Origin of the sequence: Bradyrhizobium forestalis (assembly GCF_002795245.1) — a bacterium.
Lineage (GTDB): Bacteria > Pseudomonadota > Alphaproteobacteria > Rhizobiales > Xanthobacteraceae > Bradyrhizobium > Bradyrhizobium forestalis.
Window position 1 is genome coordinate 26,574 of sequence record NZ_PGVG01000047.1, and the last position, 24,951, is coordinate 51,524.

Below are 24,951 nucleotides of genomic sequence, written 5' to 3' on the forward strand. Positions count from 1 at the left end.
TTAAGTCACGGCATCTCGGTCGCGGGAAGGGTGATGGTGAAGGTCGAGCCCTTGCCTGGGCCCTCGCTGTCGGCGGTCACCTCACCGCCGTGCATGTCGATGATACGCTTCACGATGGATAACCCAAGCCCCGTCGAGCTCTCGCCGGCGGTCGGCTTGGCCGACAGCCGCTGGAACCGGCCGAACAGCCGGCCGAGATCCTCCGGCGACAGCCCGGCGCCGTCGTCGCTGACGCGGACGATGGTGTCGCTGCCGTCATGAATGACGACGACGCCGATCTTGCCGCCGATCGGCGAGTATTTGATGGCGTTGCTGATAAGGTTGTCGATCGCCTCGCGGATGCGGTCGGTGTCGCACATGGTGACGATGTTGGGCGGCGCGATGACGTTGATCGCCTGCTGCTTGTTGACGGCGAGCGGCTGGTTGGGCTCGGCGACCTCCTTGACCAGGGCCGCGACGTCGACCGCCTCGCGGCGGATGGTGATGTCGAAAGCATCGGCCATCGCATCCGAGATCAAATGATCGACCATCGTGGTCAGGCGCTTGGTGGCGTCGCGGATGTGGTCGACCTGGGCGACCACGCCGCCCATCGATGCGCCGGTCGAGATCAGCTCCTTCAGCATCTCGGTGCGGCCGAGGATGACGCCGAGCGGGTTCTTCAGATCGTGCGCGACGGTGCCCAGAATCTCGTTCTTGAAGCCGTTGGCGCGCTGCAGCCGCAGCCATTGCGCCGAGAGCCGGCGGTTGGCCTGCATCAGCGCGCGGGTGCGCTGGGCGACGCGGTCTTCGAGCTGGGTGTTGGCGTCCTGCAGCTGTTGGTAGAGGATCACGTTATCGAAGGCGATCGAGAGCCGGCTGGAGAAGATCTCGACCAGCGAGCGGTCGGTCTCCGACAGCTCGCGCTCGGCCTGCAGCAGCACCACGACCTCGCGGCCGGATCCGGTGCGCAAATAGATCACGCTGCGGTGGTCGGCGAATTCGTTCTTGCGGCGCTGGAACGCGGCTTCCACCATCTCGCGCAATTCGGGGTCGAGCGCCTTCGAGGACGTGGTGCCGATGAAGCGGCTGTAGCAGCCGCTGCCGGCGAGCACCGAGAGCTCGGGATCGGTGCCGCCATTGTCGCGCAGCACCAGGATGCCGGCGCAATCGACGTTGAGCAGCGAGGCGAGCTGGGTCAGCACGCCCTCGGCGAGCCGCTGCATCGACTTGAAATCGTACAGCGTCGAGGCGGCGTCGATGATGATCTCGAGCCCCCGCCGCGTCTGCACCATGCGCTCGAGCTGCTGATAGGAGCGCAGCGCCGCGGTCAGCGAGGTGAACAGCTTGTCGGCGGTGAGCTCGGTCTTGGCCTTGTAGTCGTTGATGTCGTACTGCACGATCACGCGCCGCTCCGGCGCCTGGCCGGGCTGGCCGGTGCGCAGGATGATGCGCACGGTCTCGTTCCGGATCTCGTTGCGGATGAACTCGACCAGCTCGAGGCCGGCGACGTCGGTCTCCATGATGACGTCGAGCAGCACGGCGGCGATGTCGCCGTGCTCGGCCATCAGCTTGCGGCCTTCCGCAGCGGAATAGGCCGACAGGATCTCCAGGCTCTGGCCGTTCAGGCTGTAATCCGAGAGAGCAAAACGCGTGCCGTCATGCACGGCCGGATCGTCGTCGATGACGGCGATCTTCCATTTCCGGGCGTTGCTATCCTCCGACGCGGTACCGGTATCGTCGATCAGGTGGAGGACATCGTCCTGTTCGGCCATTGAGAAGTCCCGTCAGTCTCTGTGCTTTGCGCGCCGCCCTTGGCGAGGCGGGGCATGATAATGCGAAAAGTAGTGCCTTGTCCCAGCTTGGATTCCAGCATCATGCGGCCGCCGAGCTGCTGGGTGACGAGGTTATAGACGATATGCAGGCCAAGTCCCGTGCCGCCTTCATTGCGCCGGGTGGTAAAGAAAGGGTCAAAGGCCTGGCGCTGCACGTCGGGGGTCATGCCGGCCCCGTCATCGGCGAAGCTGATCTCGATGTCCTCGGTCCCGCGCGGCCGCGCCGAGATCGAGATCGTGCCGGCGCGCCCGTCGGCGAAAGCGTGGTTGGCGGCGTTGAGGAAGAGGTTGGTCAGGATCTGGCCGTAGGAGCCGGGATAGCCGTCGAGCAGCAGCCCCTCGGGCACGTCGACCTCCAGCGTGATCGGCGAGCGCTTCAGCACCGGGCGCAGACTGGCGATGATCTGGTCGGTGGCCTCGCTTAAGCTGAACTGCCGCCGCTCGGCATGCGAGCGGTCGACCGCGACCTGCTTGAACGACTGGATCAATTCGCCGGCGCGCTGGAGATTGGCGACGAGCTGCTGCGAGGCGTCGCGCGAGGACTGCACGAATTCTTCCAGCTGCGAGCGGCGCAAGGCGCCGTCGCCCTTGAGCTGGGCTTCGAAGATCTCGCTGCGCCGGGCAAAGCTGGAGGCCACGGTGAGGCTGATGCCGATCGGATTGTTGACCTCGTGGGCGACGCCGGCGACCAGGCCGCCGAGCGCGGCGAGCCGCTCGGCGTCGATCAGGTTCTGCTGCGCGGCGTTGAGCTCGAGCAGTGCGCTCTCGGCCTTCTCCTTCGACGCGCGCAGCTCGTCCTCGGTCTCGCGCTTCGCGATCGCGTTCTCGCGGAACACCTCCACCGCGCGCGCCATGGCGCCGACCTCATCGCGTGCCTTGGTGCCCTGCACCTCGCGGTCGAGATCGCCGAGCGTGATCGCGCGCATCGCCGCCATGATCTGTTGCAGCGGCAGGCGGATCGACAGCGCGATCAAGACGCCGGCGGTGAGGATGATGCCGAGGAAGATCACCGCAATGGAGAGGACGCGGCGAGAGATGTCGGCCAGCGTGCGGTCAAACGTCTCCTGCGCCTTCTGCTCGCGCTTGCGCATCTTGGTCGAGAGGTCGTCGATGGCCCCGATCGCCTCGGCCTGGCTAGCGTCGATGGTGTTGCGCAACAGCTCGGTGCGGCTCGCCAGCTGCTCGGAGAGCTTTGCGAAGCCCTCCCGCAGCGCGGCGGTGCGGGCCCCGAGCTTTTGCAGCGCCATCCTCTGGAGGTCATTGTCGGCGAGGTCGATCATGACCGGGATGGTCTTCTCGATCGTCTCGGTGTTGCGGCGGGCGTCGTCGGCCGCGCCCGGTGACAGCGACAGATAATAGGAATTGGCCGCCACCAGCATCGCGGTGAAGGCCTCGCGGGATTTTCCGAGCGAGGGCCAGATCAGCGCATCGCGATGGCCGGTGGCGCCTTCAATGATGGAGTAGAGGCCGGCCATGTCCCTGGCCGGGCCCTGCACCTGCTCCTCATAGGTCTTGGCGATGGTCGCCTGCACACTGCGCAGCTCGCCGAAGCCGTTGAGGAAGCGGTCGGTGGTGCGCTCCAGCTCCTCCACCGAGCCCGACAGCATCGGGTCCTTGGCGGCGCGATTGGTCAGCGTGCCCAGCACCGCCTCGCGCAGCAGCAGGATCTCCGCGAACAGGTCCGGGCTCGGCTGGTTGATGTAGCGGTGGATCAGGTTCTGCAGCCGCCCGGTCTCGCTTTCGAGCAGCGCCAGGATCCGGTCGGACTCCCGCACCTGGCGCACGTCGTCCCAGGCCGAGCCGAGCACCTGCGCGCCGTTCCAGATCATCGCCACCAGCACCACCACCACGGCGGAGTTCAGCGCGGCGATCGACAGGATGCGCCAGCGGATCGGCACCGCCCGCAGCACGCCGACGAGTCGCGCGCGCAGCTGCCCGATCGGGCCGGGCGGCCTGTCCGCGTGGTCGTGATGTCCAAGCGCAGCCAACAGGCCTCACTCCACCTTGCGAATGCGTTCGATCAGCGCGGCCGCCGCGGGATCGCGTCCGGCCTTGGCGTAGATTGCGGCCATGGCGTCCTCGAATGGCTTGCGGTCGACGTCCTTGATGATGGTCACGCCGGCTTCCTGCGCCTTGCGCTGCGACTGCTCCTCGAGGTCGCGCCACTTCTCGCGCATGAACCGGCTGGAGCGCTGCGCGGCCTCCTTGAAGATCGTCTGCTCCTCCGCCGACAGGCTGTTCCAGGCCTTGAGCGAGATCACTAGCACCTCCGGGCTCATCGTGTGCTCGGTGAGCGTGTAATGGCCGGCATGCTTGTAATGGTCCGTCGTCACGAAGGATGGCCAGTTGTTTTCGGCGCCGTCGATCAGGTGATTGGCAAGCCCGGTCAGCACCTGCCCATAGGGCATCTCGACCGGTTCGGCGCCGAGCGAGCGAATCATCTGGCTCATCAACTCCGACTGCTGCACCCGGATCCGCAGGCCCCGGAGGTCGGCGACGCTCCGGACCGGGCGGACGCCGTTGTAAATCGACCGCGCGCCCGAATCGTAGAAGGCGAGCCCGACGAAGCCATAGGGCTCGAAGCTGCCGAGGATCTCGCTGCCAACAGGCCCGTCCAGCACCTTCTGCATGTGCTCGATGGACCGGAACAGGAACGGCATGGCGAGCACGTTCATCGCCGGGACGAAATTGCCGATCAGGGCGACATTGGTCCGGTTGAGGTCGATCGCGCCGGCCCGGGTCTGCTCGATCGTCTCCCTTTCCTCGCCGAGCTGACGGGAGTGGAACACCTTGATCTCGTGCCGGCCCTTGGTGCGCTCGGCGATCAGGGCGCCCATGTAGCGCAGCGCCTGGACGGTCGGGTAGTCCTCGGTCTGGGTGTCGGCGGCGCGAAATTCGCGCGCAACGGCGCCCGTCGTCCAGACGGCAAGCAGAAGCGCGACGAAGATCACCCCGGTCCGCGAGAGTTCGGCACGGCTCAGCACTGGCACACTCAACCCCTCAGTGGTGGAGTCTATGGCGGAAGGAAAAGGTTCAATGCAATCTAGCAGATGGTTAAGGGAAGGCCATCCTGCGCCCGGCCCGCGGGCTGATTGTGCGGCGCGGCCGCCTGTCATTCCCGGTTGAAACGGCAAATGCCGGGCCTTAAGCAGGGCAGCCGCCTTTCGTCGTGCGACACGGGAAGAGCCATCGTGACGTCAGCATCGCGCCTTTTGCAGGTTCTCGCCGTGTTCGCGGCTCTCGCGCTGGCCGCCCCGGTGCGCGCCGCCACCGACATCGCGTTGTGGCACGCCATGTCCGGCGAGCTCGGCCGGCAACTGGACAAGCTCGCCGCCGACTTCAACGCCTCGCAGCCGGATTACCGCATCGTCCCGACCTACAAGGGCAACTACACCGAGACGGTGACGGCCGCGATCTTCGCCTTCCGCTCGCGCAGCCAGCCCGCGATCGTCCAGGTCAACGAGGTCGCCACCGCCACCATGACCGCGGCCAAGGGCGCGATCTATCCGGTGTACAGCCTGATGCGCGACCAGGGCGAACCGTTCTCGCTGAACGACTACCTGCCTGCGGTCTCCGGCTACTACACCGATGCGGCCGGCAACCTGTTGTCGTTCCCGTTCAATTCCTCGACGCCGATCCTGTACTACAACAAGACCATGTTCCGCGACGCCGGCCTCGATCCGGAGGCGCCGCCGAAGACCTGGCCGGAATTGGGGGCGGCTGCGAAGCGCCTGCGGGACCGGGGCGCGGCGTGCGGCTTCACCACGTCCTGGCCGTCCTGGATCCATGTCGAGAATTTTTCTGCCTTCCATAACCTGCCCCTGGCGACGCGGGCGAACGGCTTTGCCGGGCTGGATGCGGAATTGACCATCAACAATCCGTCTCTCGTCCATCACATCGCGGCGCTCAGCGAATGGCAGAAGACCAAGGTGTTCGACTACAGTGGCCGCGGGCAGTCGGCCGAGCCGCGCTTCCAGAAGGGCGAATGCGGCATCTTCATCGGCTCTTCGGCGACGCGCGCCGACATCAAGGCCAATTCGAAATTCGAGATCGGTTACGGCTTGATGCCCTATTGGCCCGACATGAAGGGCGCGCCACAGAACTCCATCATCGGCGGCGCCACGCTGTGGGTGCTGCGCGACCGTCCCCGCGAGGAATACAAGGGCGTGGCGCGATTCTTCTCTTATTTGTCGCAGCCGGGCGTGCAGGCTGCCTGGCACCAGAACACCGGCTATTTGCCTGTGACGCGCGCCGCCTTCGAGCTGACGCGCTCTCAAGGATTCTACGAACGCAATCCCGGCTCGGCGATCTCGTTCGAGCAGATCACGCTCAATCCGCCGACGGAGAACTCCAAAGGCATCCGGCTCGGCTCCTTCGTGCTGATCCGCGGCGCCATCGAGGACGAGCTCGAGCAGGCCTTCGCCGGCAACAAGAGCGCGCAAAAGGCGCTGGATTCCGCGGTCGAGCGCGGCAACAAGCTCTTGCGCCAGTTCGAGCGCGCAAGTCCGGAGCGGTAGGTGCTGTGAGATTTGGACTCGGTGCAGCCACGAACGAGATGTGCTCCCTCCCCCGCTTGCGGGGGAGGGTTGGGGAGAGGGTGTCTCCGCAACGGGACAATCCCCCAGAGGAAAGAACCCTCACCCGCGCCTTCGGCGCGACCTCTCCCGCAAGCGGGAGAGGTGCACCGCCTTCTCGGCTTGCATCGAAGCAACAAAAGCCGCGTCGCACGAGCGGATGCGGATGACGAAGGTTTCATCTCAACACCTCCCTACATTCACCGACACCGAAAGCTTTCGCGCCTTTCGCACCACGCCCGCGCAATGGCTGCCGATCGCACTCGACATCGCGCGCGGCCATGGCCTGGATACCAGCTCGCCACATGTATTTTCAGCCGGCACCAATCTCGTGGTCGGGCTCGGCGAGAAGCTCATCCTCAAGATCTTCCCGCCGCTTTTGCGCGCGCAATTCGTCTCCGAGCGCGGCTCGCTGATGCAGCTCGCCGGCCACCTGAATTTGCCGATCCCCGAGATTGTCGCCGAAGGGATGCGCTGTGGCTGGCCTTATCTGATCATCACCCGCCTTGCCGGCACGCTCGGCTCGGGGGTCTGGCCGTCTCTGCCGGAAGCCCAGAAGGAACGCCTGCTGCGCCAGATCGGCGAGACCATAGCCGCGGTGCAGCGCGCGCCGCTCGGAGCGCTCGAAGCAATCGAGCCGCGCTGGGACGACTTCATGCGCAAGCAGATGCAGGGCTGCCATAGCAGGCACCAACGTCTCGGCCTTGCGCCGAAATTCCTCGCCGGCCTCGACGATCTCCTGCGCGATGCCGCAAAGCTCATTCCGATGGATGCAGCGCCGGTGATCCTGATCGGCGAATACATTCCGGAGAACTTTCTGCTCGCCTGCGACAACGGCCAATGGTCGCTCGCGGGGTTGTTCGACTTCGGCGACGTGCTGACGGGCTGGCGCGATTACGACCTGCTCGGCCCCAGCGCCTTCATGGCGGCGGGCCGGCCGGGCCGGGTGCGCAACCTGCTCGAAGGTTTTGGCTATGCAAAGCTGGATTTCGCGTTGAAGCGCCGCCTGATGGCCCTGATGCTGCTGCACCGCGCCAGCGACCTCAACGCGCACATTTGCATCGAGGGCTGGCAGGAGCAGGCGGATGATTTGGTCGAGTTGCAGGAGCTGATCTGGTCGGGGTGAGCGCCGGCCCCAACTCTCTCCGTCATTCCGGGGCGCCGCGCAGCGGCGAGCTATGGTGCGCAATTGCGCACCTGAGAATCCATTGTCCCGCGCGTTCCGCCGCCCGATGGATTCCGGGTTCGATGCTGCGCATCGCCCCGGAATGACAGGCCTGACCGTTGCGCCGCGGCGCGACGATTCCTCCCATCGCCTTCCGAATGGGCCACGCTCTTCCGCGGCCTAATTTTTCATCAATTGCCTTTCTTTGTATGCAATGCAGGCCGCCACCCCCTCGCCAAACCATCCCAGGGGAATAGAAATACCATTTCACTTCAATGACGTAGCCCGAGCGAAACACCTCATTAGCCTTGGCACGAACCTTGCGAATCCGGTTCCAACCAAAAACCTTGTGTTGGAGCGATTTCATGAAGCGCCGCGATTTCCTTAAATCCGTTTCCGGGTTGGCCGCTGGCGCGGCGCTTCCCGCCATGCCGTCTGTGATCTCCTCCGCCCAGGCCGATGCCCGTTCCGAGACGCTGCTGATCGTCTCGGAAGGTGGCCCCAACAATCTCGACATCCATGGTGTCGGCACCAACGTGCCCGGCTATGAGGTGTCCTGGAATTGCTACGACCGCTTGATCAGCCACGAGATGAAGAGCGGTCCCGGCGGCGTGCCCTATTACGACCGCGACAAGTTCAAGGGCGAGCTCGCCGAGGACTTTAGGATCGACGACATGTCGGTCACCTTCAAGCTGAAGAAGAACGCCAAATTCCACGACGGTGCGCCGGTCACGGCCAAGGATGTGAAATGGTCGCTCGACCGCGCCGTCAGCGTCGGCGGCTTCCCGACCTTCCAGATGAGCGCGGGCTCGCTGACCAAGCCGGAACAGTTCGTCGTGATCGACGACCACACCGTGCGCGTCGACTTCCTGAAAAAGGACAAGCTGACGATCCCCGATCTCGCCGTCATCGTGCCCTGCATCGTCAACTCCGAGCTGGTGAAGAAGAACGCGAGCGAAAAGGATCCCTGGGGCCTCGAGTTTACAAAACAGCAGACCGCGGGCTCCGGCGCCTACAAGGTGACGAAGTGGACTGCGGGCACCGAAGTCATCATGGAGCGCAACGAGGACTGGGTCGGTGGTCCCTTGCCGAAGATCAAGCGCGTGATCTGGCGCATGGTGCCGCAGGCCGGCAACCGCCGTGCGCTGCTCGAGCGGGGCGATGCCGACATCTCCTACGAGCTGCCGTTCAAGGATTTCCAGGAGATGAAGGCGAACGGCAAGCTCAACGTGGTGTCGCTGCCGTTCTCCAACGGCATCCAATATATCGGCATGAACGTGACCAAGCCGCCCTTCGACAATCCGAAGGTGCGGCAGGCCATCGCCTATGCGATGCCGTACCAGAAGATCATGGACGCCGTGCTGTTCGGGCTCGGCAATCCCATGTTCGGCGCGCCAAAGGACAAGGCCACCGAGGTCGCCTGGCCGCAGCCGCACAAATACAACACCGACATGGAGAAGGCGAAGGCGCTGCTTAGCGAGGCCGGCTATGCCAACGGCTTCGAGACCACGATCTCGTTCGACCTCAACTTCGCCGGCGTCAACGAGCCGCTCTGCGTGCTGGTGCAGGAGAGCCTCGCCCAGCTCGGCATCAAGACCACCATCAACAAGGTGCCCGGCGCCAACTGGCGCACCGAATTGAACAAGAAGGAGATGCCGCTCTTCACCAACGTGTTCTCGGGTTGGCTCGATTACCCCGAATACTTCTTCTACTGGTGCTATCACGGCAACAATTCCGTCTTCAACACCATGAGCTACAAGTCGGCGGCGATGGACAAGCTGATCGACGGCGCGCGCACCGCCGCCGCCATTGGCGACAAGACGGCCTACGACGCCGACGTGAAGGGTTTCGTCGATCTCGCCTTCACCGACATCCCGCGCATCCCGCTGTACCAGCCCTTCGTCAACGTCGCGATGCAGAAGAACATCAGCGGCTACCAATACTGGTTCCACCGGAGGCTCGATTATCGCGCGATGGCGAAGGGGTGAGGGGACATGGGTGAGGTGAGCACGCTCTTCAGGCTCCCTCCCCCCTTGCGGGGGAGGGTTGGGGAGAGGGGTAGCCACGAACTCAGACCTCTCCCGGGGTCACCCCTCTCCCTAGCCCTCCCCCGCAAGGGGGGAGGGAACATGGCTGCGCGTGCCGAGAGAGTCTTGTCCACGATGGGGAGCATCCCATGCTGACCATGATCGGCAAGCGCCTGATGTTCGCGATTCCCTCGCTGATCGGCGTTGTCATCGTCACCTTCCTCCTCACGCGCGCGCTGCCGGGCGATCCCGCGGCCTACTTCGCCGGTCCCGCCGCGACCAAGGAGGCCGTGGAGCAGATCCGGAAAAAACTCGGTCTCGACAAGCCGCTGATCGAGCAGTTCTTCCGCTACGCGAGCGACCTCGCCCATGGCGATTTCGGCAATTCGCTCACCACGGGCCAGCCGGTCGCGACTGAGATCCGCAATCGCCTGCCAGCCTCGGCCGAGCTGACGCTGCTCGGCCTCATCGTCTCGATCGTCATCGCCATTCCGCTCGGCGTGCTCGCTGCGACGCGGCCGGGATCATGGATCGACCATCTCTGCCGGGTCACGACGACGGCCGGCGTGTCGCTGCCGGTGTTCTTCACCGGCCTCGTGCTGGTCTATGTGTTCTATTTCCGGCTCGGCTGGTCGCCGGCGCCGCTCGGCCGGCTCGACGTGTTCTACAGCGTGCCGCCGACGGTGACGGGCTTCTACCTGATCGACACCCTGATCGCGCGCGATGTCGAGGCATTCCGCTCGGCCCTGAGTCAGCTCATCCTGCCCGCGACGACGCTCGCGGTCTTCTCGCTGGCACCGATCGCGCGCATGACGCGTGCCTCGATGCTCGCGGTGCTCGCATCCGAATTCGTCCGCACCGCGCGCGCCAGCGGCCTGTCGCCGGCGACCGTCATCGTCACCTACGCCTTCCGCAACGCGATGCTGCCCGTCATCACCACGCTCAGCATGGTGTTCTCGTTCCTCTTGGGCGCCAACGTCCTGGTCGAGAAAGTGTTCGCCTGGCCCGGCATCGGCTCCTACGCGGTGGAAGCGCTGATCTCCTCCGACTTCGCGCCGGTGCAGGGTTTCGTGCTGACCATGGCGATCATGTACGTGCTGCTCAATCTCGTGATCGACATCTTGTACGGCGTGATCGATCCGCGCGTGCGGCTTGAGGGCTAGGAGGGACAGAATGAGCTCCGTTGCGCCTGCTGTTGAACCGGTCGGTCCCGCCCGCACGTCGGGCCTATCAGCGGTGCTCGAACAGACCCGCTACGTCCTCGGCGAGAACAAGGTCACGGGCTTCGCCTTCGCGCTGCTCCTGATCATCGTGTTCGCCGCGTTGTTCGGCCCTTACGTGGTGCCGTACGATCCGCTCGCCTCCGACACCGCCGCCGCACTGAAACCGCCGTCCGCGGCGCACTGGTTCGGCACCGACCAGCTCGGGCGCGACATCTTCAGCCGCGTCATCGTCGCCACCCGCCTCGATGTCTTCATCGCGATCGCCTCGGTCGTGCTGGTGTTCTTGATGGGCGGTCTGGCCGGCATCGCGGCGGGCTATTTCGGCGGCTGGACCGATCGCATCGTCGGCCGCATCGCCGATACCATCATGGCCTTCCCGCTGTTTGTGCTCGCCATGGGAATCGTCGCGGCGCTCGGCAACACCGTGCAGAACATCATCCTGGCGACCGCGATCGTGAACTTCCCGCTCTACGCCCGCGTCGCGCGCGCCGAGGCCAATGTCCGCCGCAACGCCGGCTTCGTGCAGGCGGCGCGGCTATCAGGCAACGGCGAACTCCGCATCCTCCTGGTGCACATCCTGCCGAACATCATGCCGATCATGATCGTGCAGATGTCGCTGACCATGGGCTACGCCATCCTCAACGCCGCAGGCCTGTCCTTCATCGGCCTCGGCGTCCGCCCGCCGACCGCCGAATGGGGCATCATGGTCGCCGAAGGCGCGGGCTTCATGGTGTCGGGGGAATGGTGGATCGCGCTATTCCCCGGCCTTGCGCTGATGATCGCCGTGTTCTGCTTCAACCTCCTCGGCGACGGCCTGCGCGACATCGTCGACCCCCAGCGGAGGACGTGATGGTTGTTTCCAAACACTCCGCGAGCCACGCGAGGCTCGCATGTGAGGAGGGCACTGCTCTCTCATTCCCTCCCCCCCTGCGGGGGAGGGGCAGGGAGAGGGGTAGCCACGAACTCAGACCTTTCCCGGGGCCACCCCTCTCCCCAACCCTCCCCCGCAAGGGGGGAGGGAGCGAGAGGCCCGTGCCCACCTCACACGCAAATTTTCAGCCAAAATTCTCCAATGATTCCAATGTCGTTCTACTGTGCATGGGGTTGTTTTCGACCTTTTTGATCGGGAGCCGCCCGTGACCGCCCAGCCCCTGCTCGATGTCCAGGACCTCACGGTCGAATTCAGCACCCGCCGCGGCATCGTCAAGGCGGTGCAGCACGTCAACATCTCGGTCGCCAAGGGCGAGACGCTGGCCATCGTCGGCGAGTCCGGCTCCGGCAAGTCGGTGACCTCCTATGCGGTGATGCGCATCCTCGACCGCGCCGGCAAGATCGCCGAGGGCTCGGTGATGTTCTCCGGCATCGACGTCAAGGCCGCGACCGAGGACCAGATGCGCGACCTGCGCGGCCGCGAAGTCTCGATGATCTTCCAGAACCCGCGCGCGGCGCTGAACCCGATCCGCAAGGTCGGCGACCAGATCGAGGACGTCCTGCGCACCCATGTGCAGCAGGCCCAGGTCAAAGATCATGGCGAGAAGGCGATCGAGGCGCTGGAGCAGGTCAAGATCGCCCGGCCGCGCGAGCGCTATCACGCCTATCCGTTCGAGCTCTCAGGCGGCATGTGCCAGCGCGTTGTCATCGCGCTCGCGCTCGCCTGCAATCCGCAGCTCCTGATCGCGGATGAGCCGACGACTGGATTGGACGTCACCACGCAGAAGGCGGTGATGGACCTGATCGTCGAGCTGACCAGGCGCAAGGCGATGTCGACCATCCTGATCACCCACGATCTCGGCCTCGCGGCTGCCTATTGCGACCGCGTCGTCGTGATGGAGAAGGGCCGCGTGGTCGAGACCGCCAAGGCGGCCGACATCTTCGCAAACCCGCAGCACCCCTACACCAAGAAACTGATGCGCGCGACGCCGCGGCTCGGCGTGTCCTTGCGGGACCTGCTGCCGGAGGAAGAGGGCGCTGCGACCGCCGTGCCCGCGGAGCCCGCTCCGGCCGAAGCAGCAAGCGCGGAGAGCAAGCCTCTCCTCCGGATCGAAAAGCTCGTGAAAGAGTATCCCCGCCAGGGCGCCACCGCGACGCTCGGAAAGCTGTTCGGCCGCAAGCCGCCGGTCGAGCCGGACGTGTTCCGCGCTGTCGACGGCATCAGCTTCGCGATCGGTCATGGTGAGAGCGTCGGTCTCGTCGGCGAGTCCGGCTGCGGCAAATCGACCACGTCGATGATGGTGATGCGCCTCTTGGACCAGACCTCCGGCCTGATCCAGTTCGACGGCGAGGACATCGGCAGCATCGCGCCATCAGCTTTTGCCCGGTTGCCGCAGCGCAGCCGGATCCAGATGGTGTTCCAGGACCCGACCGACAGCCTCAACCCGCGCTTCACCGCCGCGCGCGCCATCGCCGATCCCATCATGCAGCTCGGCGACATCAGGGGGCGCGACGCGCTCCGCGCCCGCTGCGAGGAATTGGCGACCATGGTCGGCCTGCCGCACAATCTGCTCGACCGCTTCCCGCACCAATTGTCCGGCGGCCAGAAGGCCCGCGTCGGCATCGCCCGGGCGATCGCGCTACATCCCAAGCTCGTCATCCTCGATGAGCCGACCGCGGCGCTGGACGTCTCGGTCCAGGCCGTGGTCCTCAACCTGCTGCAGGACCTCAAGGCGCGGCTAGGTATGAGCTATCTGTTCGTCTCGCATGATTTGAATGTGGTGCGCTTGTTGTGCGATCGTGTCATTGTGATGCGGACGGGACGGATCGTCGAGGAGGGCTCTTCCGAAAAGGTCTTGAGCGATCCGCAGGACGACTACACCAAGGAGCTGCTGACGGCGATCCCGCATCCGCCGTTACAGGTACACTGAGAGTGCACTGATTGCTTGAGAGCGTGATGGCCGAACCCCTGGACGACTATATCGACGCAGTATCAAAAGCACTGGCGCTGCCGGTCGAGGAGGCCTGGAGACCGGCGGTGCGCGCCAATCTCGACGTCTCGCTGCGGCTCGCCCGCCTCGTCGACGAATTCGCGCTGCCGGACGAGACTGAGCCGGCGCCGATCTTCACGGCTTGATGCCATGACCGCTAAGCCAGAGATGACGGCCTCTGAGATCGCAAGCGCGGTCGTGGCCCGCAAAATGTCCGCGCTCGATGCCACGGAAGCCGCGCTCGCGCGCATCCAGCAGCACGACAGCATCCTCAATTCTTTCACCGACGTCACCGCTGATCGCGCCCGCGCGAAAGCGCGCGCGATCGATGCCGACATCGCCGCGGGCAAGACCGTCGGCCCGCTCGCTGGCGTCCCCTTCGCCGTGAAGAACCTGTTCGATGTCGCGGGGCTTCCGACCCGCGCCGGCTCGAAGATCAACCGCGACCTGCCGAAGGCCAGGCGCGACGCGACGCTGATCGAGCGCATGGAAGCCGCCGGCGCCGTGCTGGTCGGCGCGCTCAACATGGGCGAATATGCCTACGACTTCACCGGCGAGAACGTCCATGACGGCCCCTCGCGCAATCCGCATGATACGACGCGAATGACCGGCGGTTCGTCGGGCGGCTCGGGCAGCGCCGTCGGCGGCGCGCTGGTGCCGATCGCGCTCGGCTCCGACACCAACGGCTCGATCCGCGTGCCGTCCTCGTTCTGCGGCATCTTTGGTTTGAAGCCGACCTATGGCCGGCTCTCTCGTGCGCGCTCCTTCCCGTTCGTGGCGAGCCTCGATCATCTTGGCCCGTTCGCGCGCTCCGTCACCGACCTCGCGCTCGCCTATGACGTGATGCAGGGACCGGACGCAGACGACGGCGCCTGCACGATGCGCGGTGTCGAACCCGTCACGCCGCTGCTCGATGAGTCCATTTCGGGCCTGCGCGTTGCGATCGCCGGCGGGCACTTCCAGAAGAACGTGTTTCCGGAAGCGGTCGAAGCCGTCAGCCGCGTGGCCAAGGCGCTTGGTGCGTCGCGAGTGGTCGATATCCCCGAAGCATCGCGCGCCCGCGCCGCGGCTTACGTCATCACCACCACCGAAGGCGCTTCGCTGCATCTCGCCCGCCTGCGCAAGCGCCCGAACGACTTTGATCCCGCCGTGCGCGACCGGCTGATTGCAGGCGCCATGGTCCCGGCGCCGCTGGTCGATCGTGCGCAAAAATTCCGCCGCTGGTATCGCGCGCAGCTTGCCGAGATCTTTAAGACCGTCGACGTGCTGATCGCGCCGGCGACGCCCTGCACCGCGCCGAAGCTCGGACAGGTGAACTTCAATCTCGACGGCGTCGAATTGCCGGTGCGCGCCAATATCGGCATTCACACCCAGCCGATCTCCTTCATCGGTCTGCCCGTCGTCGCCGTCCCGGTACCGCTCGAGCCGCTACCGATCGGCGTGCAGATCATCGCAGCGCCCTGGCGCGAGGACATCGCGCTGCGTGTCGCGCACGCATTGGAGAAGATGGGCGTCGTCGCTGCGCCCGCGCCAAGGGGACTTTGAGAGGATTCTGAGATGGAGATCGATCTCCCCGAGGCGATTGCGGAAGTCAAAGCCGCGTTCGAGCGCTATGAGCAGGCCCTCGTCAGCAACGACGTCGCCGCGCTCGGCGAGCTGTTCCGCGACGATCCCCGCACCCTGCGCTACGGCATCGGCGAGAACCTCTATGGCTATGAGGCGATCTCCGGCTTCCGCGCCGCGCGCTCGCCGGTCGGGCTGAACCGCCGCACCGCCAAAACCGTGATCACGAGCTACGGCCGCGACACGGCCGTGGCGTCCACCTTGTTCTATCGCGACACGGCGCCCGGCAAGGTCGGCCGGCAGATGCAGACGTGGATTCGCTTCCCGGAGGGCTGGCGCGTCGTCGCGGCTCATGTCAGCATCATCGACGAGCCGAAAGAGACCGTATGACGCTTGACGATCTTCCGCCTGGGACACTGCCGGCCGAGCCGGTGGTGCCCCGCGTCGACCGGGCGCTGCCGTCGCTGCAGAAGGTCACGCGCGCCGAGGAGCTGCGGCTTCAGCTTGCCGACGAGATCGTGCGCGGAACCCTGGCGCCAGGCTCGCCGCTGGACGAGACCGACATTGCACGGCGCTTCAGCGTCTCGCGAACACCGGTGCGCGAGGCGCTGCGCCAGCTGGTGGCGAGCGGTCTCGTCGAGGCGCGGCCGCATCGTGGCGCCGTGGTGGCGCAGCCATCCGTCGAGCGGCTGAAAGGCATGTTCGAGGCGATGGCGGAGCTCGAGGCATTGTGCGCAGGCCTTGCCGCCGAGCGCATGTCCGCGGCCGAGCGTCACGGCCTGGAGGCCATCCACGAGGAGCTGCGGGTGCTGAGCTACGCCGGCAATCCCGAGCGCTTCCACGAGGTCAACGAGCGCTTCCACAACGCGATCTATGCGGGCTCGCAGAACGGCTACATCGCCGAGATCACGCTGGCGACGCGCGTGCGTGTGCAGCCATTCCGCCGCGCCCAGTTCCGCAACCTCGGGCGTCTGGCCAAATCGCAGGCCGAGCACGACCGCGTCGTCGTCGCCATCATGCGCGGCGACAAGCAGGGCGCCGCCGCGGCGATGCGCGCGCATATCGAGCTGGTGCGCGGGGAGTATGAGATCTACGCGGTGTCGGTGTAGGGACTTCGGTGTCCCGGACGCGGTGCAGCGCGTAGCGCTGCTCCGCAGAGCCGGGACCCACCTATCCATTTCGCAAGTCGCTAGATGGGTCCCGGTTCAGCAGCGCACCACTGCGTGATGCGCTGCGCCCGGGACACGAACCTACCCTGTCGCAGCTTCCGCCATATATTTCCGCCAGCCACCATACGCCGTGATATCCCGCGCCTCGCCCAGCGCCTCCGGCTCGACGAGAAACCCCTTCACGCTGCGGCCATCGGCAAGCCGCACCGTGCCAATCGCCATCGGCGCAGGGATCGCGTTGACGAACTTGCCGAAGGCAGACGATGACAGTGACCAGATCTCCAGCTCGATCGAAGCGCCCCTGCCGGCTTCGACGCGCAGCAGGCCCGGCTTCGGCGGCGTGGTCTTGAGCGCATAGAGTTTGTAATCGGGCGCGGTCCTGGTCGCCTCGATCAGGCGTCCGTTCAGCGCCGTCAGTTCGCCGTTCAGCGCCATGCCGGACAGATGCGCGCCGACGACTGCGATTGGAATCTCGTCGGTGCTGCTTGCAGGCAGCGGCGCGAGCGCGGGCTGCGCGACGCTCTTTGCGCCAATCGTCAGCTTCGTATCCGCATGGAACACGCGGCCGATGCTCGCGAGCATCGCATCGCGTCCCGCGGGCGCGAGCAGCGTGATGCCGAAGGGAATGCCGTCGCTGCGCATCGCAGCCGGTATGGCGAGGCCGCAGAGGTCGAGCAGGTTGACGAAGTTGGTGTAGGTGCCGAGCCGGCTGTTGAGCTCGATCGGATTGGCGAGCACCTGTGCGGTCGTGTAGGCCGTCGGCGCCGTCGGCAGCACCAGCGCGTCGATGTTCGCAAACGTGCGCTCGGCGATCTTGCGCAGCCCTTGCAGGCGATAGAGCGCCGAGAAGGTTTCCGCCGCGGTCAGCCGCGCGCCGGCCGCGGTGATCTCGCGGGTGACGGGGTGAATCGCGTCAGGCGCGGACGCCAGCAGGTTCTTGATCACGAGATAACGCTCGGCGACCCACGGACCTTCATAGAGCAGCCGCGCCGTCTCGTAGAACGGCTCGAGGTCGAACTCGACCAGCGTGGCCCCAAGCGCAGTCCATCGCTTCAGTGCATCGCTGTAAGCGGCTTCCGCCTTCTTGTCGCCGAAGAAGATCAGCTGCCCATTGCGCGGGACGCCGAGGCGCAGATTCGCGGGGAGCGGCGTGATCGCGCCAAGCGGCCGGTCGCGCGAGAATGGATCGGCCTGGTCCGGGCCGGCCATCACGGATAACGCAAGCGCAGCATCGTCCACCGTCAAGGCGAATACCGAGATGCAGTCGAGCGTGCGGCAGGCCGGCACCAGGCCTGCGGTCGAGATCATGCCGAGGCTCGGCTTCAGCCCGACAATGTTGTTGAGCATCGCCGGCACGCGGCCAGAGCCGGCAGTGTCGGTGCCGAGTGACAGCGGCACGAGGCCGGCGCCGACGGCGGTGGCCGAGCCCGAGCTCGAGCCGCCGGGAACGAGATCCTCGCGGATCGAGTTGCGGGGGATGCCGTAGGGCGAACGGACGCCGACGAGACCGGTTGCGAATTGGTCGAGATTGGTCTTGCCGATGATGATGGCGCCCGCGGCGCGCAGGCGCTCCACCGCGGTGGAATCATGCGTCGGGGTGTAGGAGAAAGCCGGGCAGGCCGCCGTGGTCGGAAAGCCCAGCGCGTCGATGTTGTCCTTCACCGCGACCGGCACGCCGTAGAGCGGCAGGCTGGCAGCATCCGCCCGGGCCGCGAGCTTGTCGGCCTCTGCGATCGCGTCCTTCTCGTCGCGCAGGCTGATGAACACGGCGGGATCGTTGTGGTCGCGAATGCGCTGATAGGTCCGCGCGATCGTCTCTGCCGGCGTCATCGTGCCCGCGCGATGCGCGGCCACGATCGCGGCGATCGTTTCAGGCTGTTCAGCCCCCATGGCGTCCAAACTCCGGCAATTCGTCTTCGCCCCGAGTGAAGCAAGCGATGTGCCATTGTGTACATTATCCGGGCAGGGCGTGCGTGCCGGATATTATCGAGGGATCAGCGGGTTGGAGGATATTTCGATGGCCGGTCGGGCGCGGGCGCCAGCGCCCGGTTCCGGGCATCTGCCCAAATCGTGGGCAGGCTGGATCAGGTGAAGCCCGCGAGGATCCGGAGCAGGTGCGCCCGGTTTTCCTTGCCGATCCTGGCCTCGACATGCCGCTCATGCTCGGCGGCGAGATGCTTGAATTTCGCCAGCGCCGTCTCGCCCTGCGCTGTGAGGTGCAGCGCATGGGAGCGCCGGTCCTCTTTCGACTTGGTCCGCTTCACCAGCTTGCGTTGTTCGAGGCTGTCGAGCAGATGCACCAGCCGAGCGCGCTCGATGCCGAGGCGTTTTGCGACCGCCATCTGCGATAGGCCGGGATTGGCGCCGACCACCGTCAGCACCGAATATTGCGTCGGCCTGATGTCGACGTCGCCGAGCGTCCTGATGAAGTCCTGGAAAATCCAGATCTGGAAGCGTCGCACCGCATAGCCGGCGTGGCCGACCAGGGCGTCGAGGCCGATCTCGTCGGCGTCATTGCGTCGCACTGCGCCGTTGCCGGCTCGTTTACGCGGGGACGTCTGGGCTGCGCTGGCTGTCACGTCGTGTCTCCTGCGGAGCGCACCTTAGCGACTCGAGCCCCCAAGCGAAAGATTGTTGTTGACGACAACAATTGTACTGCCCAACATTATGACCAAAGCAGCCCGGAACGAGGCTGCAGCCGCTCCCGGATACGGGCGAGGAGGAAACCATGACAACCGCCGCACGCGGTGACGCGTCAGATCTGTTCGCATCGCCCAAGACCGTCGCCGAGCATCGCGCCGACGGCAGCATCGTGCTGCGTTCGCCGGAACCCTTGCGCGAGAGCGCGCGCTGCATCGGCGACTGGCTGGAGCATTTTGCGCGGCAATCGCCGGATAAGGTCTTCCTCGCCGAGCGCGTCGGTGCTGAAGCTCCCTGGACCACGGTCACCTACGCGCAGGCGCTGCGGCAGGTGCGCGGGGCGGCGTCGTGGATTCTCGAGCAAGGGCTCAGCGCGGAACGCCCGCTCGCGATCCTCTCCGACAACAGCATCGACCACGCGCTGCTCGCGCTCGCCGCCCAGCATGTCGGCGTGCCCGCCGCGGCGATCTCGCCCGCCTATTCGCTGATGTCGAAGGATTTCGACAAGCTCAAGAGCATGATTGCGCTGCTCGAACCGGGCGCAATCTACGTCTCTGCGACCAAGCCGTTCGCAGCGGCGCTGGCCGCGATCAAGCCGCTGCACCGCGCGCCAATCATCAGCGGCAATGCCGACGACGCCGACGCGCTCGCGTTCCGCACCATCGCGACAACGGCTGAAACGCCAGACGTCGAAGAAGCCTTCGCCGCAGTAACGCCCGACACGATCGCAAAATTCCTGTTCACGTCAGGCTCGACGGGCACGCCGAAAGCCGTCATCAATACCCAGCGCATGCTGACCTCGAGCCAGCAAGCCAAGGCGCAGACCTGGACCTTCCTTGAAGAGAGCCGTGGCAGTCTCGTCATTCTCGACTGGCTGCCCTGGAGCCACACGTTCGGCGCCAACCACAATTTCAATCTCGTGCTGCGCAACGGCGGCTCGCTTTATATCGACGGCGGCAAGCCCGCGCCCGGTCTCTTCGCGACATCGCTCGCCAATCTGAAAAGCGTGATGCCGACGGTCTATTTCAACGTGCCGCGCGGCTTCGACATGCTGATCGCGGCACTGCGCGGCGACGAGGAATTGCGCCGCCGCTTTTTCAGCGAGGTGAAATTCGCCTTCTATGCTGGCGCCGCGCTGCCGCAGAATTTGTGGGATGCCTTGGCAGAGCTTTCGACCAAGACCGTAGGTCGCACGCTGCCGATGGTCTCGGCCTGGGGTTCGACGGAGACCTCACCGCTCGCCACCGACTGTCATTTTCTCGCCGAGCGCTCCGGCAACATCGGCGTGCCCATTCCCGGCACCGAATTGAAGCTCATCACCTCCGGCGACAAGCTCGAGGTGCGGGTGCGCGGCCCCAACGTCACGCCCGGCTATTGGAAGGCGCCCGAACTGACCAGGCAGGCGTTCGACGAAGAGGGCTTCTACCTGATCGGCGACGCCGTGAAGCTTGCCGATAGCGAACGGCCCGAGCGCGGCCTGTTCTTCGACGGCCGCGTCGCCGAAGACTTCAAGCTCAACTCCGGCACCTGGGTCAATGTCGGCACGCTGCGCGTTGCCGGCATCGCCGCGCTGGCACCGCTCGCACAGGACATCGTCGTGGCGGGTCACGGCGGCGACGAGGTGCGCTTCCTGGTATTTCCGAACGCTGCCGCCTGTCGCGCCCATGCCGGCTTGCCCGAGACGGCAGCTGTGGGCGATGTGCTGGCGGATGCCAAGGTTCGCGGCGCCATCGCGCAGGGCCTCGCAAAGCTGAAGCAGCAGAGCGCCAACTCCTCCGGCCACGCCACGCGCGCGCTGCTCCTCGTCGAGCCGCCATCGGTCGACGGCGGTGAGATCACCGACAAGGGCTACATCAACCAGCGCGCCGTGCTGACGCGCCGTGCCGATGCAGTGGCGCGGCTGAATGATGATGCGTCGGACGAGTGGATCGGGCTGTAACACTAGCATCTCTCGTGCCACGGACGCAGCACAGCACGCAGTGATGCGCTGCAGAGCCGGGGCCCATCTCTCGTCGTGCACGCGGCTTATGGGTCCCGGCTCTGCGTCGCGTCATTTCATGCCGCGCCGCGTCCGGGACACGCGAGCGGGCGGCGCCGATAAGCCAGCAACGCTGCCGCATTATCTTGCCGATTCTTTTGTTGCCTAAGCAACTAATTTGTGCGAACCGTTCCAGACAAGGATGACGGCGGGCGAACCGCCGCGTCCGATCTCGGAGGAAACAAATGCTCGGCAGGAGTGGTGCCGCGGGCAAACGCGGGCGCGTGCCCGAAGACAAGATGCGCTCGCGACGCGGTGCGTCAGGTGTAGCTGCTGTCTGTCACCGCGCCGAGATTGTCGTGCAGCCGGCGGAGCAGGTCGATCAGCACCTCGCGCTCGTCCTTGCTCAGGCAGGACAGCAGTCGCCGCTCGCGCTCGAACGCCGCCACGATCACCTTGTCATGGATGGCGCGGCCCCTTGCGGTCAGCGCGATCGAATGGGTGCGGCCGTCGTTGGGGTCGGTGCGGATCGAGATCAGCCCGCGCTTCTCAAGCCCCGCCAGCGTCCGGCTCACCGGGCCCTTGTCGAAACCAATGACGTGGCAGATGCGCGAGGCGGGAATGCCAGGCTCGATCGCCAGCAGCGACATGATCCGCCATTCCGTGACGTTGACGCCGAACTGCTTCTGATAGAACGCGGTCGCGCTGTTCGAGAGCTTGTTGGCGATGAAGGTGATGAACGCCGGCACGTAACGCTCGAGATCGAGCGTCGGCCCCGTATCATTGGGCGCGGGCTTCTGGCGGGCTCTGGTCGAAGACGGCGGCATATCGGGTTTCTGACTCGCGGCGTACCGAAAGACCTAAGGGCAAGCGCCGGCCTTTCACAAGATCAAAATGAGGGAGGTCTTCCATGATCGGATCCGGCACCGCGGGATCGGGAGTCCCGCATCTCGATGTCGACCCCTTCGACATGACTTTTTTTGCCGATCCCTATCCCACGCACGAGCGGCTGCGGGAAGCGGGCCCCGTCGTCTATCTCGACAAATGGAAGGTCTACGGCGTCGCGCGCTATGCCGAGGTCCATGCCGTGCTGAACGATCCTGCGACGTTCTGCTCCAGCCGTGGCGTCGGCCTCAGCGATTTCAAGAAGGAGACGCCGTGGCGGCCGCCCAGCCTGATCCTGGAGGCCGATCCGCCCGCGCACACCCGCACCCGCGCCGTGCTCTCAAAAGTGCTGTCGCCGACCGTGATGAAGCAGGTCCGTGATCGCTTTGCCGAAGCAGCCGAGGCCAGGGTCGATGCGCTGCTGGAGAAGCGCAGCTTCGATGCGATCGCGGATCTTGCCGAGGCCTATCCACTCTCGATCTTTCCCGATGCGCTCGGCCTGAAGCCGGAGGGGCGCGAGCACCTGATTCCCTATGCCAGCGTCGTGTTCAACGCGTTCGGCCCGCCCAACCAGTTGCGCCAGGAGGCGATCGAACGCTCGGCGCCGCATCAGGCCTATGTCGCCGAGCAGTGCCAGCGCGAGAATCTGGCGCCTGGCGGCTTTGGGGCCTGCATTCATGCGCAGGTCGACGAGGGCGCTATCACGGCCACCGAGGCGCCGCTGCTGGTGCGCTCGCTGCTGTCGGCCGGTCTCGACACCACGGTCAACGGTATCGGGGCTGCGGTCTATTGCCTCGCGCGCTTTCCGGATCAATGGCAGCGCCTGCGCGAGGATCTCACGCTGGCGCGCGGCGCTTTCGAGGAGGCGGTGCGGTTCGAGAGCCCGGTGCAGACCTTCTTCCGCACCACCACGCGTGAGGTCGAGCTGTCAGGCGCGAGGATCGGCGAGGGCGAGAAGGTGCTGATGTTCCTCGCCGCCGCCAATCGCGATCCCAGGCGCTGGGACAAGCCCGACAGCTACGACATCACCCGTCGCACCTCCGGCCATGTCGGCTTCGGCTCCGGCATCCACATGTGCGTCGGCCAGCTCGTCGCCCGCCTCGAAGGCGAGGTGATGCTGACGGCGCTGGCGCGCCGCGTCGCGAAGATCGAGATCACGGGCGAGCCGAAGCGCCGCTTCAACAACACGCTGCGCGGGCTCGACAGCCTGCCGGTCACCATCACCCCGGCCTGACGAGGAGTCTTGATGCCCGCCATCACCTTTATCCATCCCGACGGCAAGTCCGACCGCATCGAGACTTCAGGCGGCGAGAGCGTCATGCAGGCCGCGACCCGCCACGGCCTCGACGGCATCCTGGCCGAATGCGGCGGCAATGCCATGTGCGCGACCTGCCACGTCTATGTCGACGAGAGCTGGCTCGCACGCCTGCCCGCGGTCGCCGACGATGAGGACGCGCTGCTCGACGGCGCCGCCGCCGAGCGGCTGCCGAACAGCCGGCTGTCCTGCCAGATCAACATCACGCCCGAACTCGACGGGCTCGTGCTGAGACTGCCGGATCGGCAGGTCTGAATCTCGATGTGCCGGCAACGACCGGCAACCAACAAGCAGGGGAGGGAATGATGAAGCATCTGAAATGGGCGCTCGCACTGGCCGCGAGCGTAATGAGCGGCGCGGCGAGCGCCGAGATCTCGGATAATGTGGTGCGCATCGGCGTGCTCAACGACATCTCCGGCATCTTCCAGGACACCAACGGCATGGGCTCGGTCGAGGCCGCGCGCATGGCAGCGGAGGATTTCAACGGCGGCGGCAAGGGCATCAAGGTCGAGATCGTCTATGCCGATCACCAGAACAAGGCCGATGTCGGCAATGCCATCGCGCGTAAATGGCTCGACGTCGAGGGCGTCGACGCCATCGTCGACGTGCCGAACTCCGCGGTCGGTCTTTCCATCAATACGCTGCTGCGCGACAGCCGCATGACGTTCCTGGCGTCCTCGACCGCGAGCTCGGACCTTACCGGCAAGGCTTGCTCGCCCAACACCATCCAGTGGGTCAATGACACCTGGGCGACGGGCAATACCACCGCGGCCGCGATGGTCTCGCGTGGCGGCAAGGATTGGTATTTCCTCACAGTCGACTTCGCGCTCGGCAAGGGCATCGAGTCGGAGGCGCAGAAGTACATCGAGTCGCATGGCGGCAAGGTGATCGGCTCGTCAAAGCATCCGCTCGGCACCTCCGATTTCGCCTCCTTCCTGTTGCAGGCGCAGAGCTCCAAAGCGCAGGTGATCGGGCTCGCCAATGCCGGCGGCGACACCATCAACGCGGTCAAGCAGGCGGCCGAGTTCGGCATCCAGCAGAGCGGCCAGAAGCTCGTCGCCTTCCTGCTCTTCATCAACGACGTTCACGGCATGGGCATCAAGGTCGCCCAGGGCCTCCAGCTCATGGAAGCCTTTTACTGGGACATGAACGACGACACCCGTGCGTTCGCAAAACGCTTTGCCGCGCGGCCCGGCATGAACGGCAAGATGCCGAGCGGCAACCAGGCCGGCGTCTATGCCTCCACGCTCGCTTATCTCAACGCGGTCGCGGCCACCGGCAGCGACAATGCCAGGGACGCCGTGCCTGAGATGAAGAAGTTCAAGGGCAAGGACAAGCTGTTCGGCGACACCGCGATCCGCCAGGACGGCCGCGTCGTGCATCCGATGTACCTGTTCGAGGTCAAGAAGCCGGAGGAGTCGAAATACCCGTACGACTATTACAAGCTGGTCTCGACGATTCCCGCCGACCAGGCGTTTAGGCCGCTGGCGGAGGGCGGGTGCGAGTTAGTGAAGTAGGCGAGCGAAGAGCGCCGCTGCACCCTCTCCCCTTGTGGGCTAAGGCGTGCACAGATTTTTCTTGCCTTGAGTGAATCGAGTCTGATTCTTTGCAGTGCGGTTGAGAAGGATGACCGCATTGAAGGCAGGAATGGATTGGTCGGTCGGCCGTTTTGGAGACGTT

The 24,951-nt window shown here is 65.5% G+C and carries 21 protein-coding genes; 14 read left to right on the top strand and 7 right to left on the bottom strand.

The genetic code is table 11. The features are described 5' to 3' along the window. Window positions 1–5: 5 nt before the first annotated feature. The 3 genes from CVM73_RS33800 to CVM73_RS33810 are packed head-to-tail and all read right to left on the bottom strand — an operon-like array spanning window position 6 to window position 4,801. Entirely contained in the window at window positions 6–1,751 is a 1,746-nt protein-coding gene (locus tag CVM73_RS33800; protein WP_100236100.1) for an ATP-binding response regulator, read from the bottom strand. Beyond that, window positions 1,721–3,799, bottom strand: a complete 2,079-nt coding sequence (locus tag CVM73_RS33805) for a sensor histidine kinase (RefSeq protein ID WP_245452505.1) — start codon at window positions 3,797–3,799, stop codon at window positions 1,721–1,723. The genes CVM73_RS33800 and CVM73_RS33805 overlap by 31 nt, the downstream gene beginning before the upstream one ends. A 6-nt stretch (window positions 3,800–3,805) precedes the next feature. Beyond that, window positions 3,806–4,801, bottom strand: a complete 996-nt coding sequence (locus tag CVM73_RS33810) for a TRAP transporter substrate-binding protein (RefSeq protein ID WP_100236101.1) — start codon at window positions 4,799–4,801, stop codon at window positions 3,806–3,808. 144 nt (window positions 4,802–4,945) lie between these two features. On the opposite strand from CVM73_RS33810, the gene ugpB reads away from it, so the two are divergent. Further along, window positions 4,946–6,328 carry a sn-glycerol-3-phosphate ABC transporter substrate-binding protein UgpB gene (gene ugpB / locus CVM73_RS33815; RefSeq protein ID WP_100236102.1) on the top strand — a complete coding sequence of 461 codons (1,383 nt, stop codon included), beginning with the start codon at window positions 4,946–4,948 and terminating at the stop codon, window positions 6,326–6,328. 223 nt (window positions 6,329–6,551) lie between these two features. Next, complete coding sequence (locus tag CVM73_RS33820) at window positions 6,552–7,511, top strand: aminoglycoside phosphotransferase family protein (RefSeq protein WP_100236118.1); 960 nt, start codon at window positions 6,552–6,554, stop codon at window positions 7,509–7,511. A gap of 22 nt (window positions 7,512–7,533) precedes the next feature. Here CVM73_RS33820 and CVM73_RS39450 read toward each other — a convergent pair whose 3' ends face one another. Continuing rightward, complete coding sequence (locus CVM73_RS39450; RefSeq protein ID WP_167407211.1) at window positions 7,534–7,980, bottom strand: hypothetical protein; 447 nt, start codon at window positions 7,978–7,980, stop codon at window positions 7,534–7,536. On the opposite strand from CVM73_RS39450, the gene CVM73_RS33825 reads away from it, so the two are divergent. The 8 genes from CVM73_RS33825 (at window position 7,916) to CVM73_RS33860 (ending at window position 16,393) form a co-directional block, all read left to right on the top strand. After that, a complete protein-coding gene (locus tag CVM73_RS33825) occupies window positions 7,916–9,538 on the top strand; it encodes an ABC transporter substrate-binding protein (RefSeq protein WP_100236103.1) in 1,623 nt (540 codons plus the stop codon). The genes CVM73_RS39450 and CVM73_RS33825 overlap by 65 nt on opposite strands. Window positions 9,539–9,726: 188 nt before the next feature. Beyond that, entirely contained in the window at window positions 9,727–10,740 is a 1,014-nt protein-coding gene (locus tag CVM73_RS33830; RefSeq protein WP_100236104.1) for an ABC transporter permease, read from the top strand. 10 nt (window positions 10,741–10,750) lie between these two features. Next, window positions 10,751–11,650, top strand: coding sequence for an ABC transporter permease (locus tag CVM73_RS33835; RefSeq protein ID WP_100236105.1), 900 nt, complete (start codon window positions 10,751–10,753; stop codon window positions 11,648–11,650). 286 nt (window positions 11,651–11,936) lie between these two features. After that, window positions 11,937–13,661, top strand: a complete 1,725-nt coding sequence (locus CVM73_RS33840; protein ID WP_100236106.1) for a dipeptide ABC transporter ATP-binding protein — start codon at window positions 11,937–11,939, stop codon at window positions 13,659–13,661. Between the two features lie 26 nt (window positions 13,662–13,687). Continuing rightward, entirely contained in the window at window positions 13,688–13,867 is a 180-nt protein-coding gene (locus CVM73_RS33845) for a DUF4089 domain-containing protein (RefSeq protein ID WP_166812384.1), read from the top strand. A 4-nt stretch (window positions 13,868–13,871) separates the two neighbouring features. Continuing rightward, window positions 13,872–15,266: an AtzE family amidohydrolase gene (locus CVM73_RS33850; RefSeq protein WP_167407216.1), complete on the top strand. Its 1,395-nt coding sequence runs from the start codon at window positions 13,872–13,874 to the stop codon at window positions 15,264–15,266. Window positions 15,267–15,278: 12 nt separating this feature from the next. Next, complete coding sequence (gene hpxZ, locus CVM73_RS33855) at window positions 15,279–15,674, top strand: oxalurate catabolism protein HpxZ (protein ID WP_100236109.1); 396 nt, start codon at window positions 15,279–15,281, stop codon at window positions 15,672–15,674. After that, on the top strand, window positions 15,671–16,393 hold the full coding sequence (locus tag CVM73_RS33860) for a GntR family transcriptional regulator (RefSeq protein WP_100236110.1): 723 nt from the start codon (window positions 15,671–15,673) through the stop codon (window positions 16,391–16,393). Before hpxZ ends, CVM73_RS33860 begins: the two co-directional genes overlap by 4 nt. Window positions 16,394–16,534: 141 nt before the next feature. Here the strand turns inward: CVM73_RS33860 and atzF are convergent, their stop codons facing one another. Continuing rightward, complete coding sequence (gene atzF / locus CVM73_RS33865; RefSeq protein ID WP_100236111.1) at window positions 16,535–18,343, bottom strand: allophanate hydrolase; 1,809 nt, start codon at window positions 18,341–18,343, stop codon at window positions 16,535–16,537. 194 nt (window positions 18,344–18,537) lie between these two features. Further along, window positions 18,538–19,032, bottom strand: coding sequence for a MarR family winged helix-turn-helix transcriptional regulator (locus CVM73_RS33870; protein ID WP_100236112.1), 495 nt, complete (start codon window positions 19,030–19,032; stop codon window positions 18,538–18,540). 149 nt (window positions 19,033–19,181) lie between these two features. On the opposite strand from CVM73_RS33870, the gene CVM73_RS33875 reads away from it, so the two are divergent. Next, entirely contained in the window at window positions 19,182–21,032 is a 1,851-nt protein-coding gene (locus CVM73_RS33875; RefSeq protein ID WP_167407217.1) for a feruloyl-CoA synthase, read from the top strand. 359 nt (window positions 21,033–21,391) lie between these two features. Here the strand turns inward: CVM73_RS33875 and CVM73_RS33880 are convergent, their stop codons facing one another. Beyond that, window positions 21,392–21,898 (bottom strand): MarR family winged helix-turn-helix transcriptional regulator, encoded by a 507-nt coding sequence (locus CVM73_RS33880; protein ID WP_100236114.1) that lies wholly within the window; start codon window positions 21,896–21,898, stop codon window positions 21,392–21,394. A gap of 83 nt (window positions 21,899–21,981) precedes the next feature. On the opposite strand from CVM73_RS33880, the gene CVM73_RS33885 reads away from it, so the two are divergent. The 3 genes from CVM73_RS33885 to CVM73_RS33895 are packed head-to-tail and all read left to right on the top strand — an operon-like array spanning window position 21,982 to window position 24,788. Further along, window positions 21,982–23,190, top strand: a complete 1,209-nt coding sequence (locus CVM73_RS33885; RefSeq protein ID WP_100236115.1) for a cytochrome P450 — start codon at window positions 21,982–21,984, stop codon at window positions 23,188–23,190. Between the two features lie 12 nt (window positions 23,191–23,202). After that, window positions 23,203–23,526 (top strand): 2Fe-2S iron-sulfur cluster-binding protein, encoded by a 324-nt coding sequence (locus tag CVM73_RS33890; RefSeq protein ID WP_100236116.1) that lies wholly within the window; start codon window positions 23,203–23,205, stop codon window positions 23,524–23,526. Window positions 23,527–23,576: 50 nt separating this feature from the next. Beyond that, window positions 23,577–24,788: an ABC transporter substrate-binding protein gene (locus CVM73_RS33895; RefSeq protein WP_100236119.1), complete on the top strand. Its 1,212-nt coding sequence runs from the start codon at window positions 23,577–23,579 to the stop codon at window positions 24,786–24,788. The last annotated feature ends 163 nt before the right edge of the window (window positions 24,789–24,951 follow it).

What these genes read in the sequence shown, in the direction of transcription:
- CVM73_RS33800 (WP_100236100.1), bottom strand. Translation starts at nt 1,751, where the DNA reads ATGGCCGAACAGGACGATGTCCTCCACCTGATCGACGATACCGGTACC.
- ugpB (WP_100236102.1), top strand. Translation starts at nt 4,946, where the DNA reads ATGCCGGGCCTTAAGCAGGGCAGCCGCCTTTCGTCGTGCGACACGGGA.
- CVM73_RS33820 (WP_100236118.1), top strand. Translation starts at nt 6,552, where the DNA reads ATGACGAAGGTTTCATCTCAACACCTCCCTACATTCACCGACACCGAA.
- CVM73_RS33825 (WP_100236103.1), top strand. Translation starts at nt 7,916, where the DNA reads ATGAAGCGCCGCGATTTCCTTAAATCCGTTTCCGGGTTGGCCGCTGGC.
- CVM73_RS39450 (WP_167407211.1), bottom strand. Translation starts at nt 7,980, where the DNA reads ATGGCGGGAAGCGCCGCGCCAGCGGCCAACCCGGAAACGGATTTAAGG.
- CVM73_RS33830 (WP_100236104.1), top strand. Translation starts at nt 9,727, where the DNA reads ATGCTGACCATGATCGGCAAGCGCCTGATGTTCGCGATTCCCTCGCTG.
- CVM73_RS33835 (WP_100236105.1), top strand. Translation starts at nt 10,751, where the DNA reads ATGAGCTCCGTTGCGCCTGCTGTTGAACCGGTCGGTCCCGCCCGCACG.
- CVM73_RS33845 (WP_166812384.1), top strand. Translation starts at nt 13,688, where the DNA reads ATGGCCGAACCCCTGGACGACTATATCGACGCAGTATCAAAAGCACTG.
- CVM73_RS33850 (WP_167407216.1), top strand. Translation starts at nt 13,872, where the DNA reads ATGACCGCTAAGCCAGAGATGACGGCCTCTGAGATCGCAAGCGCGGTC.
- hpxZ (WP_100236109.1), top strand. Translation starts at nt 15,279, where the DNA reads ATGGAGATCGATCTCCCCGAGGCGATTGCGGAAGTCAAAGCCGCGTTC.
- CVM73_RS33860 (WP_100236110.1), top strand. Translation starts at nt 15,671, where the DNA reads ATGACGCTTGACGATCTTCCGCCTGGGACACTGCCGGCCGAGCCGGTG.
- atzF (WP_100236111.1), bottom strand. Translation starts at nt 18,343, where the DNA reads ATGGGGGCTGAACAGCCTGAAACGATCGCCGCGATCGTGGCCGCGCAT.
- CVM73_RS33875 (WP_167407217.1), top strand. Translation starts at nt 19,182, where the DNA reads ATGACAACCGCCGCACGCGGTGACGCGTCAGATCTGTTCGCATCGCCC.
- CVM73_RS33880 (WP_100236114.1), bottom strand. Translation starts at nt 21,898, where the DNA reads ATGCCGCCGTCTTCGACCAGAGCCCGCCAGAAGCCCGCGCCCAATGAT.
- CVM73_RS33885 (WP_100236115.1), top strand. Translation starts at nt 21,982, where the DNA reads ATGATCGGATCCGGCACCGCGGGATCGGGAGTCCCGCATCTCGATGTC.
- CVM73_RS33890 (WP_100236116.1), top strand. Translation starts at nt 23,203, where the DNA reads ATGCCCGCCATCACCTTTATCCATCCCGACGGCAAGTCCGACCGCATC.
- CVM73_RS33895 (WP_100236119.1), top strand. Translation starts at nt 23,577, where the DNA reads ATGAAGCATCTGAAATGGGCGCTCGCACTGGCCGCGAGCGTAATGAGC.